Below are 15,482 nucleotides of genomic sequence, written 5' to 3'. Positions count from 1 at the left end.
TCAACCTCTATCGGACGCTGATTTCCACGCGGCGGTTTTTGGGCTCTTTGGTATTGTCGGGCGTCTTGACCAGCAGTTCCCGCTCGCCCCGACCCTCGATCTTGATATTCTCCGCAGGAATGCCGCGTTGAACCAGGCTATCGCGTACTTTCTGAGCGCGCCGCATTGAAAGCTTGATGTTCTGCGCATCGGTGCCGACAGTATCGGTGTGGCCGATGATCCAGATTTCCGGCACCTTGCGGTCGACGAAATCCTGATAGATCTTTTCTGCCTCTGCCTTGGATTCCGGCGTCAACTCATCCTTGCCGAGCAGGAAGTACAGGGTGAAGGAGTTCGGCGCCATCGGCATGGCCGCAAGTGCTGAGCCGAAAGTCTTTTCCAACTGCGCCTGGTCTCCGACGAAAGCCTGTTTCTGATCTCCAGCCAATGACATGGCGCTGTAATCGCCGTGCAGAACAACTTCCTTACCGTCGTTAAAGGTCACCGCCACCGTTCCCGCCTTGCCGCCATCTTCCGGCATCACCATGTAGACCTCACTCACCTTGGGGGGCGGAGGCGGCACAGGTTCAGCACAGAACGGCGATTTGCCCTCGGCTCGCTCTACCGGCTTGGCATCGGCGGTATAGATATTTTTCTGCTTGGGTGGCGCGAAGGAATTGACTATGCTGCTATAGCTGGCGCATCCGGAAACCGTGATCGCCAACGCCCCCAGCACCGCAATATTCAACGTTTTCATTGCGCTGCCTTTTCCTCGCTGGGATCTTCGACCTTGACGGAGAACTCGGTGCCGCGAACGGCGAGGATCGCTGCCGGAGTTTTGACCTTCAACGCTCCCGGGGTTTTCTGCGTGAGCTTGCCTGATATCACCGAGAGAACACCCTTTTTCATCGATACGTCGAAGCTGCCGTCATGGGTAGCGGGATCGTAACTGAACTTTTCCAGATCCAGAGTCGAATTGGGTCCTGCGGACAAGCGAGAATCGTCGTCGAACAGCAGTCCGACCGAGCCGTTCTTGCCTGTGACGATCTTGTCTTTCTGGAAAACTGGATTGCCCAGAGCAGGTGCCATAGTCTTGCCGTCGCGCTCGATAGTGACATCGCCCGACAAGGTTTTAATCTTTCCGATACCTTCGGCGGCAGCGCAAGTACCCGTCAGCAGTAACACTGCCATGAAAATTGCATTGATCGCATTCCGACTTTTCATTTCCGCCCCCTAGATTTTAAGGCCTCATCAGGCCTTGAATGTTATTGATGGCAGCTTGATCACCCGCTGCCCAATCAACCCTTATACAAAAGGTACATTGCAAAAACATGACAAAAGCTATTCCAGAATTGCCTTGAGATAGCTCGAGCCTTCATTCATGCAGTCGAACACGTGCAGGCCGAGTTCGTTGGCCATGTCCACGCAAACCTCGATTCCCCGGTAACTATTGCCTCGCGCATCCAGCGGCGGGGAATAGCTCGCGATCCCCAATTGCCGATTTACCACCGCCAGCACGCCCCCTGCCACCCCGCTCTTGGCTGGAACACCGACGCGATAAGCCCATTGGCCGGAATAGTCGTACATGCCGCAAGTGAACATAATGGAAAGCATGTCCTTGACGCACTCAATATCGAAAACTTCCTCACCGGTCAGAGGGTTGTTGCCAAGGTTGGCCAGGGTGGCGCCCATGACGGCCAGATCGCGGCTATTCACCAGGATGGAACATTGTTTGAAATAGAGATCGAGGGCAGCATCCACATGCTCTTCGACCATGCCGAAATTGAGTAGTAGGTAAGCAATAGCACGGTTGCGATGGCCGGTCCTCGATTCCGATGCGTAGACGGACTCGTCGACAGCCAGCGTACGCCCTGCCGCCGCGCTGAATCGCGACAACAGCACCTCCAGCGCCTCGCTTCCGTAATGCTGGTAAAGCAAGGCCGAGACTGTGATGGCCCCTGCATTTACCATTGGGTTGAACGGCCGGTTGGTACCGGACTCAAGCTCGATGGAATTGAATGCATCCCCGCTCGGCTCGACCCCCACATGCCTGCCTACCTTGTCGCGCCCGTAAGCCTCCACAGCCATGCCGTAGGTCAACGGCTTGGAGATGGATTGGATGGTGAACACGCGATCGGAATCGCCCGCGTCGAAGATCCGACCGTCGGCTGTCGCGATGCAAATGCCGAAATCCTTAGGATTAGCCTTGCCCAGTTCCGGAATATAGGTAGCAACCTCACCTTCATCGCAATGAGCATACCGCGTATGCAATTCATCGACGATTTCCTGCAAGCGATGCTTTGCCATCTAGGCCGCCCCCTTTATTGATCAACGTTATTGATGATCCATCTAGCAAGAGGCATGCCTTCAGGTAGGAATAATCCTAATCACCTGATATGAAAAGCAAAGAAGACCTTGCACGAGACCTAGGAATTTCCTTAATTAGCACATCATGATTCACCAAGGTGCATCAGCGATTATTAATGCGCCAAGGTGATGCATCGCATTCACTGCGTAAGGATTGATTGACAAATTTCTGCGGTTACTTGCACATTAAAAAAAGCTTAACCACAAAAACCATCATGTTTAGCCTTCTTCTTTCACTTAGCGCCCTCATGCCGGCGTTCTGAATATTTAATGGACCGACGCCCCTTGTCTCGGTTTATTTCACTGCGTCGCGGCTGGGCTGCGCCATTGGGCTTGGTCGTCCTGATCGCGCTGCATCTCGTGGGTGCAGTGCCTTTCCAGGAAACCTTGCGCACATTCTCGTTCGACCTCTACCAGATCCTCTCGCCCCGAGAGCGCGTTTCTGCACCTGTCGTCATCGTCGATATCGACGAATCTAGTCTGCAAAGCCTGGGGCAATGGCCGTGGCCGCGTAGCCTCATGGCCCAATTGGTGGAGCGTATCCATGCCATGGAACCTGCCGCCGTGGCCTTCGATATCATCATGCCCGAGGCCGACCGTACTTCTCCGTGCCAGAGTGCCCAATACATCCCGAATATCGATCAGAAACTTGCCAAGGCCATTTGCCGTCTGCCCAGCAACGACACGCTGCTGGCAGAAAAACTCAAGCAAAGCCGGGTAGTGCTCGGCGTCGCAGGCGTGGACGACGGCGGAAGCGATAGCGTCAATGCGCCTCCGATGCATGCAGTGGGTGAAGACCCGAAAAGACTGTTGCGGCATTTCACCCATGCGCTGACCAATCTCCCTGAGCTGGAACAAGCTGCCTCCGGCCATGCCATCCTCAGCGCAGATATCGAGCGAGGTGTCGTGCGCCGCGTGCCGCTTATCGCAGCCATCGGCGAAACCGTGCTGCCATCGCTTTCTCTCGAATCGCTACGCATTGCCAGCGGCAGCCCTAACTTCTTGGTCAAGACTCGCCAGGATCGCGTGGAGGGTGTCGGCGTCGAGGGGCTGTTCATCCCAACACAGGAGGACGGCACCCTCATGGTGCACTACAGCCATCACGATCCCGCCAGGTTTCTCTCGGCTGCATCTGTCCTCAAGGGCGAGGTCGATTCGGATGCCTTGCGACAAAAACTGGTATTGGTGGGGTTTTCTGGTTTAGGACTGGTCGATTTTCCCAGCACCGCACTGGGCGAACGTGTCCCCGGCGTGGAAATTCACGCTCAGGTTATGGAGTCGATCTTCGATCAAGATACCCTGCTGCGGCCTTATTGGTCGCTATGGGTTGAAGGTACCGCAATGATGGCGCTTGGTCTTGCCATCCTCTGGGGATTTCCGCGTATGAAAGCAACAGTGCTGGTGCCCATCGTGGCCTCGGTCATCGTTGCGCTGGCATTGACCGGTTTCATGCTGTATCGCTACCAGCATTGGCTGATCGATGTGGCCTCGCCCATGTTCCTGTTCGTCGTCATGTTCGGCGCCATGTTGGCCGATTCCTTGATCCGCGAGGAACTGCAACTCAAAGCGCTGGAGCAAGACTTGCAACGCCAGCGCGAGCAAGCCGCCAAAGTGCATGGTGAAATGGAGGCCGCCAAGCGCTTCCAGATGGGGATATTGCCGGATTACAGGGAAACCTTCACCAACGAACCCCGGCTGGACATCGCTGCACGCATGGAACCCGCCAAGATGGTAGGCGGCGACTTGTACGATTTCTTCATGCTGGACGAACACCGCGTGTTCTTCTCCGTAGGCGACGTCTGTGGCAAAGGGGTTCCGGCCAGTTTATTCATGGTCATCAGCAAGACCTTGTGCAAGAGCGTGGCACTACGCGACGACTTGCACTACATGAACCTGGGAAAACTGATGCGCCACGCCAACCAGGAAATCTCGCGAGACAACCCCGAAATGCTGTTTGTCACCGCATTCATCGGCCTACTGGACCTCAGGACCGGCGAATTGATCTACTGCAACGCCGGTCACGAACCGCCCTTGCTCCTGGCGCCAGGCTGCAGACCCCAAGAACTGGATGGGGCCGGGGGGCCGCCGATCAGCATCATGGACGACTACGACTACAAGACGCACAAATACATCCTGTCGAGCGAGGAGTTCCTTTGCATCTTCACCGATGGTGCGACAGAAGCATTCAATCCGGCACAGGAAGAGTACGGCAAGGAAAGATTAATGCAGGGGCTGGACGATATTCCGCCACAAGCCACCTCCGAAACTGTCATGAATCTTGCTTGGAACAACGTGAGTGCTTTTACGGATGGCGCCGAACCGTCGGATGACCTCACCATGATGGTCATCCGCTGGCGCAGTTCCAGGACATAAATCTGTCATAAACGATCCATACAATGGACTGTTTTTCATCATAAAACTTTTAGCATAAACATGGGGGACGCATGAACATTCAAGAAGAGCTGTTGCCGAACGGGGTTGTAAAAATCCATCTCTCCGGCCGCATGGATATCGCCGGTGTCGGCGAGATCGAAACGCGGTTTGCCGGCATGACCGCCTCGCCGCGCATGGCCATCATCGTGGATATGTCGCAGGTGCCGTTCATGTCGTCCATCGGCATCCGTGCCCTGCTAATCAACGCCAAAGCCGTGAGCAAGCGCGGCGGCAAGCTGGTGCTGCTTAGCCCGGAGGCCAATGTCGAGAAAGTATTGGTGACTTCCGGTATCGATCAGATTATCCCGATCTGCCACAGCCAGGAAGAAGCTGTCGGCAAAGTCACCGCTTGAACATTAGTTGCCAACCAATCACCGGAGAAACGGATTGATTGCTACGCATCGGCTGGTCATTTCAAATCAGTTATCAGCGCTGCGGGAGATGAGCGAGTGGCTGGCTGAATCCGCCCGTCAACTGGGCGCGTCGGAGGATCAGGTGTTCAATTTCGACCTCTGCGCAAACGAAGCTGTGACCAATACGATCAGCTACGCCTACCCTGAATCGGGGCTGCACGAGATTGCACTGGAATTGAGCGGACAGCCCGATCATTTGACATTGACCATCGAGGACGATGGTATCGCCTACAACCCCCTGGAAAAGCCGGAACATACGCAACCGGCCAATCTGGGTGAAGCTGAAATCGGCGGGTTGGGCATCGACCTCATCCGCCAATTCATGTCTGAATGTCGCTATTCAAGATTGCAGGACAAGAACCGGTTGACGTTGATCTTGCACTCGTCCTGAACCGCAATAGCGACAAGGCTGAAATCTCTTCATCCCTGCACTGGCCTGCGCAAAATTGTGCGCAAGTTATTTTTCAACGCCTCATCAGCCGCTTAACTCGGTTATCCACAGATTCATCCACGATTTTTGTGGATGAATATGCCATACACAGGCTCGGTGCGGACTTCGCACCATTCAAACATCAATAAGTGACTGAGCCTATTGAAGTATTCCCCTGGCTTCAGTTAGTATCCAGAAAGTTTCTGCCGTCCGCATTTCAGAATACCAAGCACTCCGGTCGCCCTCGGGCGATCTTTTCCAGAGAGGAATGGAGATGGTCTTTGAACGGAATGATGTGGGATTTAACGACAGCCTACTGTGGATCGGCGCTGTCGGCGGGTTTCTACTGCTGGGGTGGGATTACGACGATATCTTGCAAAGCCTGCATCCGCTCATCGAGGCGCTGCTGATCTGGGGTGCCGGCGCATTCCTGTTCCAGGCCCTGGTCACCACCCTGCTCGCTCCCATTCTCTGCTACCAGGCACGACGACTTCCCAAGGGACTATCGAAAACCTTCAGCGCCGCAGTGCTCATCGTCGGACTCATTTTCTCCCTCTTAATCGAACGCATCGCTTTCAATTTTTTCCGCTGGGACATGCTGAATTCGCTCGATGGCATCCTGCTCCTATGTAGCGTTCCCATCCTGATCATCATTGCCTATACCGAGTGCGAAGCCCGAGCCCAAGCAGAGTAAGGCCCGGGCATCCCCGTTACTTCGCCGTAAATTCCGTATTCGAGATGTGACAACTCTGGCAATCGTCCGGCGTCGCGTTGGGGCGATAGCGACCGCTGAAATGATTGTAGATGCGCAACGGCACCCAGGCCTTGTCGAAATGGCAGACGTTGCAATCGCGCGTGGTGAGGAAATGGTTGAGCGGCTTGGATTCCGCGTTGGGGTTATTGGGCGCGTGGCAAGAAGAGCATTTCTGCTCCGGCGGCGCGTCCTGGTGGATTTCCTCGGGCGTGGGCTGGATCAGGATTTTCTCCGGCACATCCACGGCTTCTACATCCACCTTTTTCTTGGGCTTGCCCGCTTCGTCGGCCAAGACGGGCAAGGCCATCATCAGAACGACCAGCAACAGCAGCTTCAGGATTTTCATGGCGACTCCTTTCAGGATTTACCGGTACTCATCAAACGCTTGGCCTCCTCAATGCTACCCTGGGCTTCTTTGGTGCGCTCGGCGTCCAGACCGGGCACCTTGAGCAGCGCTTCCCAATTTGCTATCGCCGTTGAGTAATCCTTGCGGTTGAAAGCGATCGTGGCCTTCAGCATCAGCGCCTTGACGTGCTTGGGATCGAGCGCCAGGGCCTTGTCCACCAGACCTTCGGATTGCTTGTCGAACTGGCCGTTGTTGCTCATCGCCAGGGCATCGGCATAATCCGCCAGCAAGTGCGGGTCGCTGGGCAACATGGTGGTGGCTTTTTCGAATGCGGGCAAGGATTCCTTGTAGCGCCTGATTTCCACATAGGTCCGAGCCAGCAAGGCCCAGCCATCCGCATTATTGGGATTCGCCTTCAGCTTCTCAGCCAGCTTGTCCGCCAACTGGCCGAGATCCATATTCATGGTGCTTGCGCCAGGATGTCCGGGCGGCATGGCTGCAGGGTTCATCGCTGACGGCATTGCAGGTTGCGTTACCGCAGTGGGGGTTCCCAGCTTTTGATAAGCCAGCACAGCCGCCAGCGGCAGGCCGAGAACCAACCCGGCAATCAGCAAGGGCCTACGGCCCATGCCGGGTTTAAGAATAGGCAACAGGATAAACCCGAGCGCCAACACCGACATCAACCCCACCAGCAACCAGAAAATCATGCTTCTTCCCCTTCTTCATCGTTATCATCAACCAGGATTTGATTGCGCCGGCGCAAGGCCAGCCACAGGCCTGCCAATCCACCCACCAGCAGCACCGACGGCCCGACCCAGAGCAGCATGGTCTGCGCCTTGACCGGCGGACGATAGCGCACGAAATCGCCATAGCGCGCCACCAGATACTCGGTAATCTCCTTGTCGCTCATGCCTTTGGCGATCAATTCCCGGATTTCGCGCCGCAGGTCTTCCGCAAGCGGCGCGGTGGAATCGGCCAGCGTCTGGTTCTGGCATACCAGGCAGCGCAATTCGGTTGAAAGCGCCTTGAGCCGTGCCTCGACGGCAGGATCGTCGCCCAAGGGTTGCGCCTGCGCCCAAGCCAGCAACGGAAGCATCAGCCAGATTCCCCATAGTTTTTTCATCATTGCAGCCCCTTGATCAGCGGCAGGATCTTGGTGTGCAGCGCCTCGTCCGTCACCGGGCCGATCTGCTTGTAGCGAATCACCCCGGCCTTGTCGATCACGTAGGTTTCCGGTACTCCGTACACGCCGTAGTCGATGCCCACGCGACCATCGGCGTCCACGGCGACCGTTTTGTAAGGGTTGCCCGCTTGCGTCAGAACACCCGATGCTTCGGCATCCGTATCCTTGTAATCCAGCCCGACCAGCGTGATTTCGCCGCGCTGGGCCATGGCCATCAGCACCGGATGCTCCTCGCGGCAGGCGCCGCACCACGACGCCCATACGTTCAGCAGCCAGACCTGGCCGCGCATGTCTTCCGGCGAGAAAGTCTGGCCTGCGGCGTTGAGTACCGGCAGGCGGAAAGCGGGCGCGGGCTTGTCGATCAACGGCGACGGCACTTCCCGGGGATCGAGCTTTAACCCCGCCGCGAAAAAGCCGACCAGCACCAGGAAAATCGCCAGCGGAAGCAGGTATTTGAAAGCGGGCTTCATGCGTTGTCTCCTTGTTGCGTCTTGTTGCGGCGGCGATAGCGCGGGTCCAGCATGGCAAGCAGCCCGCCGCCTGCCATCATCAGCGCCCCCACCCAAATCCACTGCACGAAAGGCTTGATGTAGATGCGCACCGCCCAAGCCTGCTCGCTCACCGGCTCGCCGAGCGAAACGTAAAGGTCGTTCACCAGGCCCGCACTGATCGCAGCCTCCGTCATCGGCATGCTCTGCACCGTATACATTCGTTTTTCCGGTTCCAGCACGGCCACTTCGCGTCCATTGCGCGTCGCGGTGAAATGTCCGACTGCCGCCATGTAGTTGGGTCCGGGCTGGTCCTGGATGCCGTCGAAATGGAAGCTGTAGCTACCCACGGTGGCATTATCGCCAGGGCTCATGCGCATGTCCTGCTCGACCTCATAGCCTTTCACCATGGTGACGCCGATGATGAACACGGCGACTCCAAGGTGCGCCACTATCATGCCCTGGTAAGCGCGCGGCAGATGGATCAAGGCGGCGATCATCCCGCCCTCTCGCTTTTGCAGACGATCGCGCAGGCTGACCACGGCCGTCGTGATAATCCACATCGCCATAAGCAATCCCAGCGCGATCATGGGCGTCCACTTACCCATGACGAAAGGCAGCAGCAAGGCCACAACCACGCTCACGCCGAAAGCCCATTTCAGGCGCGTCATCAAATCCGGCAATGCGGCGTTTTTCCAACGCGCGAAAATCGCCAGCCCCATGAGGAAAATCGCCGGCATCATCACGGGGACAAATACCGTGTCGAAATACGGCGGCCCGACAGAAATCTTGCCCAGGCCCAAGGCATCGAGGAACAGCGGATACAACGTGCCCAGCATGACCACACCTGCGGCCACCACCATGATGACGTTGTTGGTGAGCAGCATGGATTCGCGCGACACCATGCCGAATTTACCGCCGAGGCCGACCTTGGGCGCGCGCAGGGCGAACAGCGTCAACGCGCCGCCGATGACCAGGGCGAGAAACCCCAGGATGAACAGCCCGCGGCGCGGATCGGTGGCAAAGGCATGTACCGAGGTCAGCACGCCGGAACGCACAAGGAAAGTGCCCAACAGCGACAGCGAGAATGCGAAGATCGCCAGCAGCACCGTCCACAGCTTAAAGGCATCGCGCTTTTCCGTGACCGCAAGCGAGTGGATCAGCGCCGTGCCGACCAGCCACGGCATGAAGGAAGCGTTTTCCACCGCATCCCAGAACCACCAGCCGCCCCAGCCCAGTTCGTAATAGGCCCACTTGCTGCCGAAGGCGATGCCGACGGTCAGGAACATCCACGCCACCGTGGTCCAGGTGCGCGTCCAGCGCGCCCATTCCGGGCTCAGCTCACCACCCAGCAAGGCGGCGATAGCGAAGCCGAACGCCACCGAGAAGCCCACGTAGCCCATGTAGAGCACCGGTGGATGAAAGACCATGCCCGGATCCTGCAGCAGCGGGTTGAGGTCGCGCCCATCCATCGCCGCAGGAATGAGGCGCTCGAACGGATTGGAGGAAAGCAGGATGAACAGCAGGAAGCCGATGCTGATCAGCCCCATGGTACCCAGCAGCCGCGCCTTGAACACCGGCGGCAGATGGCGGCTGAATACCGTCACAGCCACCGTCCACAAGGCCAGCGTCGTCGCCCATAGCAACATGGAGCCTTCATGCCCGCCCCAAAGCGCCGCCAGGCGATATTGCACCGGCAAGGCCGAGTTGGAGTTGGATGCGACGTACAGGACCGAAAAATCGTTGCTGTAGAACGCGTAGGCCAGACTCAGAAAGCCGATTCCGATAAAGAAAAACTGGCCGCGTGCGGCAGAAACGCCGGCTGTCATCCACAGCTCATTGCCACGTGCCGCGCCGACCAAAGAAAAGCCTGCCTGGGTCGTCGCCAGCAGCAGGGCAAGAATAAGGGCAAAGTGTCCGAGTTCCGGGATCATCGTGCTTGTTCCGTGGTTGTTACCAGCGATTTGCCGGTTTTTTCGTTCAATGCGCCAGCCTTTTTCAGTGCCTCGGCGGCTTCAGGCGGCATGTAGTTTTCGTCGTGCTTAGCCAGCACCTGGTCTGCATGGAACAGGCCGTCCGATTCCAGCTTGCCCTGTGCTACCACGCCTTTTCCTTCTTTGAACAGGTCGGGCAGGATGCCGGAGTACACCACCTCGATGCGCTTGGCGGTGTCGGTCACCATAAAGTGCGCATCCAGGCTGTTATTGGCGCGCTTGAGACTGCCCTGTTCCACCAGGCCACCGATGCGGAAGCTGGTGCCCTTGGGTGCCTCGCCGTTTGCGACCTGGCTGGGTGTGTAAAAAAACACCAGGTTGCTGCGAAACGCGTTAAGAACCAGCGTCGCTGCAATGGCGACGGCGGCAATCCCGGCGGCGATAAAGGCAAAGCGTTTATGCCGCGCCTTCATGCTTCGTCCCCCGCCCGCTCAATACGCCGACGACGACTATGCAGCATCCACAACTCCCCTGCCAGGCAAAGCGCGGTGAGCCCGTAGGACACCCACACGTAGAAGCCATAGCCTCCCATAGCGAAAAATTCGCCGGTACTGTTCCAATGCATCATTCCGCTTCTCTCATTTCATTCATCCAGCTCGCTTCCCGTTCCCGCTCGGCGATGATGCAGCGCACCCGCAACATGGCTGCACCGATGCTGTAGGCCCAGCATGCCAGCGCCAGGATCAGCATGCCCCACAGCATCACGGCCGCCATGGCCGGTGCCTTGGTCAGGCTGATCGATGCGCCTTGGTGCAGGGTGTTCCACCATTTCACCGAAAAATAAATAATGGGCACGTTGATGGCGCCCACCAGCGCAAACACCGCAAAGGCCTTGTCCGCGCGACGTGGCTCATCCACGGCCGAATGCAGCGCCATCGCGCCGAGGTACAGGAACAACAGGATGAGTTCAGAAGTGAGCCGTGCGTCCCATACCCACCAGGCGCCCCACATCGGCTTGCCCCACAGGGCGCCGGTGACCAGCGCGACCAAGGTAAACATGGCGCCGGTGGGCGCGAGGGCCTGCGCCATCATGAACGATAGCCGCGCGTTCAACGCCAATCCGACGGCGCCCCAGCAAGCCATGACGAGATAGATGAACATCGACATCCAAGCCGCGGGCACGTGGATGAAGATGATGCGGTAGGCCTCGCCCTGCTGGAAATCGGTCGGGGCGACGAAGAAAGCGATGAACAGGCCGATGAGACCGAGCCCCATCGCTATCGCCAGAAACAAAGGCGCGAGCGTGCCGGCCAAGGGATAGAACGCCTGCGGCGAGGCGTAGCGGTACCAATGGATCGTAGAAAACCCCATATCACTCCAAACTCACGCGTAACGCCGCAGCTGCGGCGAATGGTGCAAACACTACGCCCAGCACCAGCAAGGCGCCGAGCAAAGACAAGCCGCCCCACGGGCTCATGCCGTGGGCACAGGCGGAAACCGCGCCGGCACCGAAAATCAGCACCGGGATATACAAGGGCAACACCAACACGGCCAACAACACGCCTCCACCACGCACGCCCAGCGTCAGTGCGGCGCCGATGGCACCGATCAGGCTCAACAAGGGCGTGCCCAGCAGTAGGGATAAGGTGAGGACCGCAAGTGCATCTCCAGCCAGATCGAATTGCAGGCCGAGCAGCGGCGCCAGCAACACCAGCGGCAAGCCGCTCGTCAGCCAGTGCGCGAGGGTTTTGACGGCAACGGTGAGCGTGAGCGGCACTGGCATCAACACGAGTTGCTCCAGCGAACCGTCGGCATGATCGGCCGCAAACAGGCGGTTCAGCGATAGCATGGCCGAGAGCAAGGCCGCCACCCAAAGCACGCCCGGGCCGACTGCCCGTAGCAATGCTGGCTCCGAGCCTACACCGAGCGGAAACAGGCTCGTGGCGATGATGAAAAAAAACAGCGCAGCCACCGCGTCCGACTTGCGCCGCACGACCAATTGCAGATCGCGCCAAAGCAGGCATCGCAGCATCGCATTCATCGTCCGGCCTCGATGCTGAGGATGTGCAGGCGCTGCTCGGCGACACGCGGGGTCTGGTGCGTGGTCAAGATCACCAAGCCGCCTTCGGCAAGATGAGCTTCGAGCTGCATTTCCAGCCATTGCGTGGCGTGAACATCCAAGGCAGTAAACGGCTCATCGAGGATCCATAAGGGACGCTTGTCCAGGCACAACCTCGCCAAGGCAAGACGGCGTCGCTGGCCTTGCGAAAGCACGCGGGCCGGAAGATGAAGCCGCCCATTCAATCCAACCGTTTCCAATGCGGCTCGCACGACCTTGGCATCCGGCTGCAAACCCGCGAGTCGACACGACACCGTCAGATTTTCACGCACGCTGAGATCGTCCTTGACGGCCGGTGCATGACCCAGATAAAGCATTTCCGTCAGGTAATCCTCGCGAGCCGACGAAATGGATTGCTCGCGCCAGCAGATAGCGCCATCGTCAAGAGAAGACAGTCCGGCCAGCATGCGCAGCAGACTGGTCTTGCCGCTGCCGTTGGCGCCTTGGATATGCAGCAGCTGACCTGGATTCAAGGTAAACGCCAGGTCGCGGAACAACCAGCGGCCTCCGCGCTGACAGGCAAGACTTTCGACGTTCAGCATGCTTATCGGAAATCCCAGCGGTAGCCGGCGAACAGGGTCTCGCGCCAGGTGGTGGTCTTGGTCACGGCAACGGGATCGTCGGTGTAGGTGCGGTCGATGTTCAATTCGGCTTCGAAAGACCAGTTGTCGCGCATACGGTAATTGAGGCGGATGCCCGGATTGATTTTCCAGGTTTTTTGCCCGGCATCGCGTTTTTCCTGATAGTAGCGCAGCGCACCGTCGATACGCCATTTTTCCTGCAACATCATGGAGTTGACCAGGGCAAGATTTTGCGCGTTGTACTGCGGGTCTTGCACGAAGCTCGCCATGACCATGGCAGTGTTGTTCTTGAACAAGGCGTCTGTGCCCACAGCCTGTAAGGTGAGCGTGTAGTTGTCGCTGATACCAGGCTGCGCCTCGATACTGCCAGCGCCGTCAGTCGGCCCGATACGCACAGCGCGGATATCGCCCCCAATTTGCCACTGGCTGTTCAACTGTTTGGTGACGCCGAACATTGCCATGTCGCTTTCCGGTACCAGCCCCTTGACGTAGGAATAGATATCGCCCGAGCTCAGCATCTGGCGCAAATCCTGTACCGAACGTGCCCCCGTCAATCCTTGGATCGCTGTTTCAGCGTACAGAATAGGCGACTTGCGATGATCGAACAGCACGTTGAAGTTATACCCACCTTCTGCTGTCCAGTTACCCTGCAGCATGGCCATGTTGACATCGTCGTAAATGGTGTCGTAATCCATGAGTCCGAACCACGACGTCGTGCCGTTGAAGTAACGCAGCTCCGTTCCCACCGCACGGCGTTCTACCAACCCGTCGGCCACTTGCTGGATACCGTACACCGTTCCGCTCCATTTTTCCGCCAGCGGCCCGAACTCGACCCCGACGCCGTAAAAATGCCGTTTGGTCTGCACAAAACTGTGACTGCCGTTGTCCGGTTCGCCGGCGACGGCCGTAATGCGCCACTGCGGATTGAGGCCGTAGCGTGCAAAAATCCCGTCGAAACGCCCCAACACGCCCTGCGAAGTGCCCGACTGACGGCCGATGCGGAACATGTAATCGTCGGCCTTGTTCTGATGCTCCACGTAGGCGGCCGACAAGGTGTTGCGATCCATGCGTCCTGGCAGCGCGTTATGGACTTCGGTGTCACGAAACACGATCTTGGTGTCGTACTGGTTGTGACGGAAACGGCCGGTTGCGTCCGTATTGGTAATGAGCGTCGATTGGTCGATGCTGCGTGTATCGGTCGTTTCCCCTGCCCCGTTAACCATATGGCTTTGCGTCTTGCCTGCGTAGTAATACTGAGAAACGCTGCCGGTGAAAGTATTCTGATGAATCTCTCGTACCGGCTTCTTGGTCTTGGCGGAGACTTGCTTCGCAGCCTTGGGCACCGCGAGGGAGGCTTCCAGCGCAGTCAACCGCTGCTTGACCCGATCGCTGCTCTCCCCGCTGGGGTAAAGCTTGAGATACAACTGGTATTCGGCCTTGGCCTTGTCGTACTCCCCGGCCTGTTCGCGCGCTACACCGACCAGTTCCTGTGCGTCTCGCGAGTAGTCGTTGGGCGGCAGATTGAGCAATCGGTTGAATAGTTGCACGGCGCCCAAGGCATCGCCCTTGGACAATGCTGTACGGCCTGCCATGAACAAATCGGCTGGCGGTAGTTCCGGCTCGGCTTTCGCAGTGGGAAGGAGAGCTTCCCCAACGGTTGGTTGGGCCAGCATCTGTTCTACAGGTGTTGCGGGAACAGCATTCGCAACCGCGGGGCCCTTTTCTATGGGTTTCGATTCTACCGTTTTGGAATCTAGTGGTTTGGATTCAGGAATAGCAGGTTGCGCTGGGTTGGATTCCGTCTTTTGAACCGATGCAGTCGGCTTCGCTTCTGCCTTGGCCTGTGCGGCTTTAGGCAAAGGCACCGTGACGATCAGGCTATGACCGTCGCTGCCCGGTCGCACCTGGGCGTCGATTTCCTGCTCGAACTTGATGAGCACGTTATAGCCGGTATACACGTCTCGATGATTAGCTACGCAATAGGCCGGGCTCAACATCGAACGGCGGATGGACTCGGGGAACGCTATCGTCACCTTGGGATATTCGTCGGACTTGGGTAGCCACTTGGTTTCCTGCGCCAGGATTTCTTCCGCAGCGCAAGGATCTGCCAATTCGATGAAAACATGCAGCGCCTTGCTCTTGCCCTCAGGAAACCGACGTACGTAGCGTATGGGTGTAGTAAAGCTGACGCGCATCTCGCCGTTGTTGCCGACGGTATCGATGGTCGGCTCCTCGAGAAACGCATCCTGCGCCAAGGCTTGTGCAGAAACGCATGCCGTCAGCGCCAGCCCGGCCCGAACTACAGGGCTAGGACCGTTCAAGACTGAACGCAACAAATCGAAAATCAGCATAGGGGGCGCGAGTAATTATGAAGCTGCAATGTTAAAAGCCATATTTAATTTAAGTATATAGTAATTTTATTAAATTACTTTACATAAACCCTACAACTAGCTGA

The 15,482-nt window shown here is 57.6% G+C and carries 18 protein-coding genes; 4 read left to right on the top strand and 14 right to left on the bottom strand.

The annotated features are described in order from the left end of the window. Positions 1-7 precede the first annotated feature (7 nt). From NMK_RS18935 to glsA, 3 genes are all read right to left on the bottom strand, one after another. Positions 8-736, bottom strand: a complete 729-nt coding sequence (locus NMK_RS18935; protein ID WP_109014153.1) for an OmpA family protein — start codon at positions 734-736, stop codon at positions 8-10. After that, a complete protein-coding gene (locus NMK_RS02360) occupies positions 733-1,203 on the bottom strand; it encodes a FecR family protein (RefSeq protein ID WP_109014152.1) in 471 nt (156 codons plus the stop codon). Before NMK_RS02360 ends, NMK_RS18935 begins: the two co-directional genes overlap by 4 nt. A 117-nt stretch (positions 1,204-1,320) precedes the next feature. Continuing rightward, a complete protein-coding gene (gene glsA / locus NMK_RS02355; protein ID WP_109014151.1) occupies positions 1,321-2,286 on the bottom strand; it encodes a glutaminase A in 966 nt (321 codons plus the stop codon). 330 nt (positions 2,287-2,616) lie between these two features. On the opposite strand from glsA, the gene NMK_RS02350 reads away from it, so the two are divergent. The 4 genes from NMK_RS02350 to NMK_RS02335 all read left to right on the top strand — a co-directional run bounded on the left by NMK_RS02350 (position 2,617) and on the right by NMK_RS02335 (position 6,316). Next, on the top strand, positions 2,617-4,719 hold the full coding sequence (locus NMK_RS02350) for a CHASE2 domain-containing protein (RefSeq protein ID WP_109014150.1): 2,103 nt from the start codon (positions 2,617-2,619) through the stop codon (positions 4,717-4,719). 71 nt (positions 4,720-4,790) lie between these two features. Beyond that, the gene (locus NMK_RS02345) at positions 4,791-5,132 is read left to right on the top strand and encodes an STAS domain-containing protein (RefSeq protein ID WP_109014149.1); all 342 of its coding nucleotides are present in this window, start codon (positions 4,791-4,793) and stop codon (positions 5,130-5,132) included. 34 nt (positions 5,133-5,166) lie between these two features. Next, the gene (locus NMK_RS02340) at positions 5,167-5,583 is read left to right on the top strand and encodes an ATP-binding protein (protein ID WP_109014148.1); all 417 of its coding nucleotides are present in this window, start codon (positions 5,167-5,169) and stop codon (positions 5,581-5,583) included. A 313-nt stretch (positions 5,584-5,896) separates the two neighbouring features. Then, positions 5,897-6,316: a hypothetical protein gene (locus NMK_RS02335; protein ID WP_109014147.1), complete on the top strand. Its 420-nt coding sequence runs from the start codon at positions 5,897-5,899 to the stop codon at positions 6,314-6,316. 16 nt (positions 6,317-6,332) lie between these two features. On the opposite strand, the gene NMK_RS02330 is transcribed toward NMK_RS02335, so the two are convergent. Genes NMK_RS02330 through NMK_RS02280 form a run of 11 tightly spaced genes read right to left on the bottom strand, consistent with a single transcriptional unit; the run spans position 6,333 to position 15,378 of the window. Continuing rightward, the gene (locus tag NMK_RS02330) at positions 6,333-6,722 is read right to left on the bottom strand and encodes a hypothetical protein (RefSeq protein ID WP_109014146.1); all 390 of its coding nucleotides are present in this window, start codon (positions 6,720-6,722) and stop codon (positions 6,333-6,335) included. A gap of 11 nt (positions 6,723-6,733) precedes the next feature. After that, the gene (locus NMK_RS02325) at positions 6,734-7,429 is read right to left on the bottom strand and encodes a tetratricopeptide repeat protein (protein WP_109014145.1); all 696 of its coding nucleotides are present in this window, start codon (positions 7,427-7,429) and stop codon (positions 6,734-6,736) included. Beyond that, complete coding sequence (locus NMK_RS02320; RefSeq protein ID WP_109014144.1) at positions 7,426-7,848, bottom strand: cytochrome c-type biogenesis protein; 423 nt, start codon at positions 7,846-7,848, stop codon at positions 7,426-7,428. Before NMK_RS02320 ends, NMK_RS02325 begins: the two co-directional genes overlap by 4 nt. Then, a complete protein-coding gene (locus NMK_RS02315; RefSeq protein ID WP_109014143.1) occupies positions 7,845-8,375 on the bottom strand; it encodes a DsbE family thiol:disulfide interchange protein in 531 nt (176 codons plus the stop codon). The genes NMK_RS02320 and NMK_RS02315 overlap by 4 nt, the downstream gene beginning before the upstream one ends. Continuing rightward, positions 8,372-10,327: a heme lyase CcmF/NrfE family subunit gene (locus tag NMK_RS02310; RefSeq protein WP_109014142.1), complete on the bottom strand. Its 1,956-nt coding sequence runs from the start codon at positions 10,325-10,327 to the stop codon at positions 8,372-8,374. The genes NMK_RS02315 and NMK_RS02310 overlap by 4 nt, the downstream gene beginning before the upstream one ends. Further along, positions 10,324-10,800, bottom strand: a complete 477-nt coding sequence (gene ccmE, locus NMK_RS02305) for a cytochrome c maturation protein CcmE (protein ID WP_109014141.1) — start codon at positions 10,798-10,800, stop codon at positions 10,324-10,326. Before ccmE ends, NMK_RS02310 begins: the two co-directional genes overlap by 4 nt. Further along, on the bottom strand, positions 10,797-10,955 hold the full coding sequence (ccmD, locus tag NMK_RS02300; protein WP_227871327.1) for a heme exporter protein CcmD: 159 nt from the start codon (positions 10,953-10,955) through the stop codon (positions 10,797-10,799). Before ccmD ends, ccmE begins: the two co-directional genes overlap by 4 nt. Next, positions 10,952-11,698: a heme ABC transporter permease CcmC gene (gene ccmC, locus NMK_RS02295; protein WP_109014140.1), complete on the bottom strand. Its 747-nt coding sequence runs from the start codon at positions 11,696-11,698 to the stop codon at positions 10,952-10,954. The genes ccmD and ccmC overlap by 4 nt, the downstream gene beginning before the upstream one ends. 1 nt (position 11,699) lies before the next feature. Continuing rightward, entirely contained in the window at positions 11,700-12,359 is a 660-nt protein-coding gene (gene ccmB / locus NMK_RS02290; RefSeq protein ID WP_227871344.1) for a heme exporter protein CcmB, read from the bottom strand. 5 nt (positions 12,360-12,364) lie between these two features. Further along, complete coding sequence (gene ccmA / locus NMK_RS02285; protein WP_109014138.1) at positions 12,365-12,988, bottom strand: cytochrome c biogenesis heme-transporting ATPase CcmA; 624 nt, start codon at positions 12,986-12,988, stop codon at positions 12,365-12,367. A gap of 2 nt (positions 12,989-12,990) precedes the next feature. Beyond that, entirely contained in the window at positions 12,991-15,378 is a 2,388-nt protein-coding gene (locus NMK_RS02280; protein ID WP_109014137.1) for a tetratricopeptide repeat protein, read from the bottom strand. Positions 15,379-15,482 lie beyond the last annotated feature (104 nt).

Origin of the sequence: Novimethylophilus kurashikiensis (genome assembly GCF_003112435.1) — a bacterium.
GTDB lineage: Bacteria > Pseudomonadota > Gammaproteobacteria > Burkholderiales > Methylophilaceae > Novimethylophilus > Novimethylophilus kurashikiensis.
The sequence above is the reverse complement of the archived record's forward strand: the minus strand, read 5'-3'. Positions and strand labels throughout refer to the sequence as shown.

Bases quoted from the DNA above. Each gene is read 5' to 3' on its own strand.
- NMK_RS18935 (WP_109014153.1), bottom strand. From the start codon at position 736: ATGAAAACGTTGAATATTGCGGTGCTGGGGGCGTTGGCGATCACGGTT.
- NMK_RS02360 (WP_109014152.1), bottom strand. From the start codon at position 1,203: ATGAAAAGTCGGAATGCGATCAATGCAATTTTCATGGCAGTGTTACTG.
- glsA (WP_109014151.1), bottom strand. From the start codon at position 2,286: ATGGCAAAGCATCGCTTGCAGGAAATCGTCGATGAATTGCATACGCGG.
- NMK_RS02350 (WP_109014150.1), top strand. From the start codon at position 2,617: ATGGACCGACGCCCCTTGTCTCGGTTTATTTCACTGCGTCGCGGCTGG.
- NMK_RS02345 (WP_109014149.1), top strand. From the start codon at position 4,791: ATGAACATTCAAGAAGAGCTGTTGCCGAACGGGGTTGTAAAAATCCAT.
- NMK_RS02335 (WP_109014147.1), top strand. From the start codon at position 5,897: ATGGTCTTTGAACGGAATGATGTGGGATTTAACGACAGCCTACTGTGG.
- NMK_RS02330 (WP_109014146.1), bottom strand. From the start codon at position 6,722: ATGAAAATCCTGAAGCTGCTGTTGCTGGTCGTTCTGATGATGGCCTTG.
- NMK_RS02325 (WP_109014145.1), bottom strand. From the start codon at position 7,429: ATGATTTTCTGGTTGCTGGTGGGGTTGATGTCGGTGTTGGCGCTCGGG.
- NMK_RS02320 (WP_109014144.1), bottom strand. From the start codon at position 7,848: ATGATGAAAAAACTATGGGGAATCTGGCTGATGCTTCCGTTGCTGGCT.
- NMK_RS02315 (WP_109014143.1), bottom strand. From the start codon at position 8,375: ATGAAGCCCGCTTTCAAATACCTGCTTCCGCTGGCGATTTTCCTGGTG.
- NMK_RS02310 (WP_109014142.1), bottom strand. From the start codon at position 10,327: ATGATCCCGGAACTCGGACACTTTGCCCTTATTCTTGCCCTGCTGCTG.
- ccmE (WP_109014141.1), bottom strand. From the start codon at position 10,800: ATGAAGGCGCGGCATAAACGCTTTGCCTTTATCGCCGCCGGGATTGCC.
- ccmD (WP_227871327.1), bottom strand. From the start codon at position 10,955: ATGATGCATTGGAACAGTACCGGCGAATTTTTCGCTATGGGAGGCTAT.
- ccmC (WP_109014140.1), bottom strand. From the start codon at position 11,698: ATGGGGTTTTCTACGATCCATTGGTACCGCTACGCCTCGCCGCAGGCG.
- ccmB (WP_227871344.1), bottom strand. From the start codon at position 12,359: ATGCTGCGATGCCTGCTTTGGCGCGATCTGCAATTGGTCGTGCGGCGC.
- ccmA (WP_109014138.1), bottom strand. From the start codon at position 12,988: ATGCTGAACGTCGAAAGTCTTGCCTGTCAGCGCGGAGGCCGCTGGTTG.
- NMK_RS02280 (WP_109014137.1), bottom strand. From the start codon at position 15,378: ATGCTGATTTTCGATTTGTTGCGTTCAGTCTTGAACGGTCCTAGCCCT.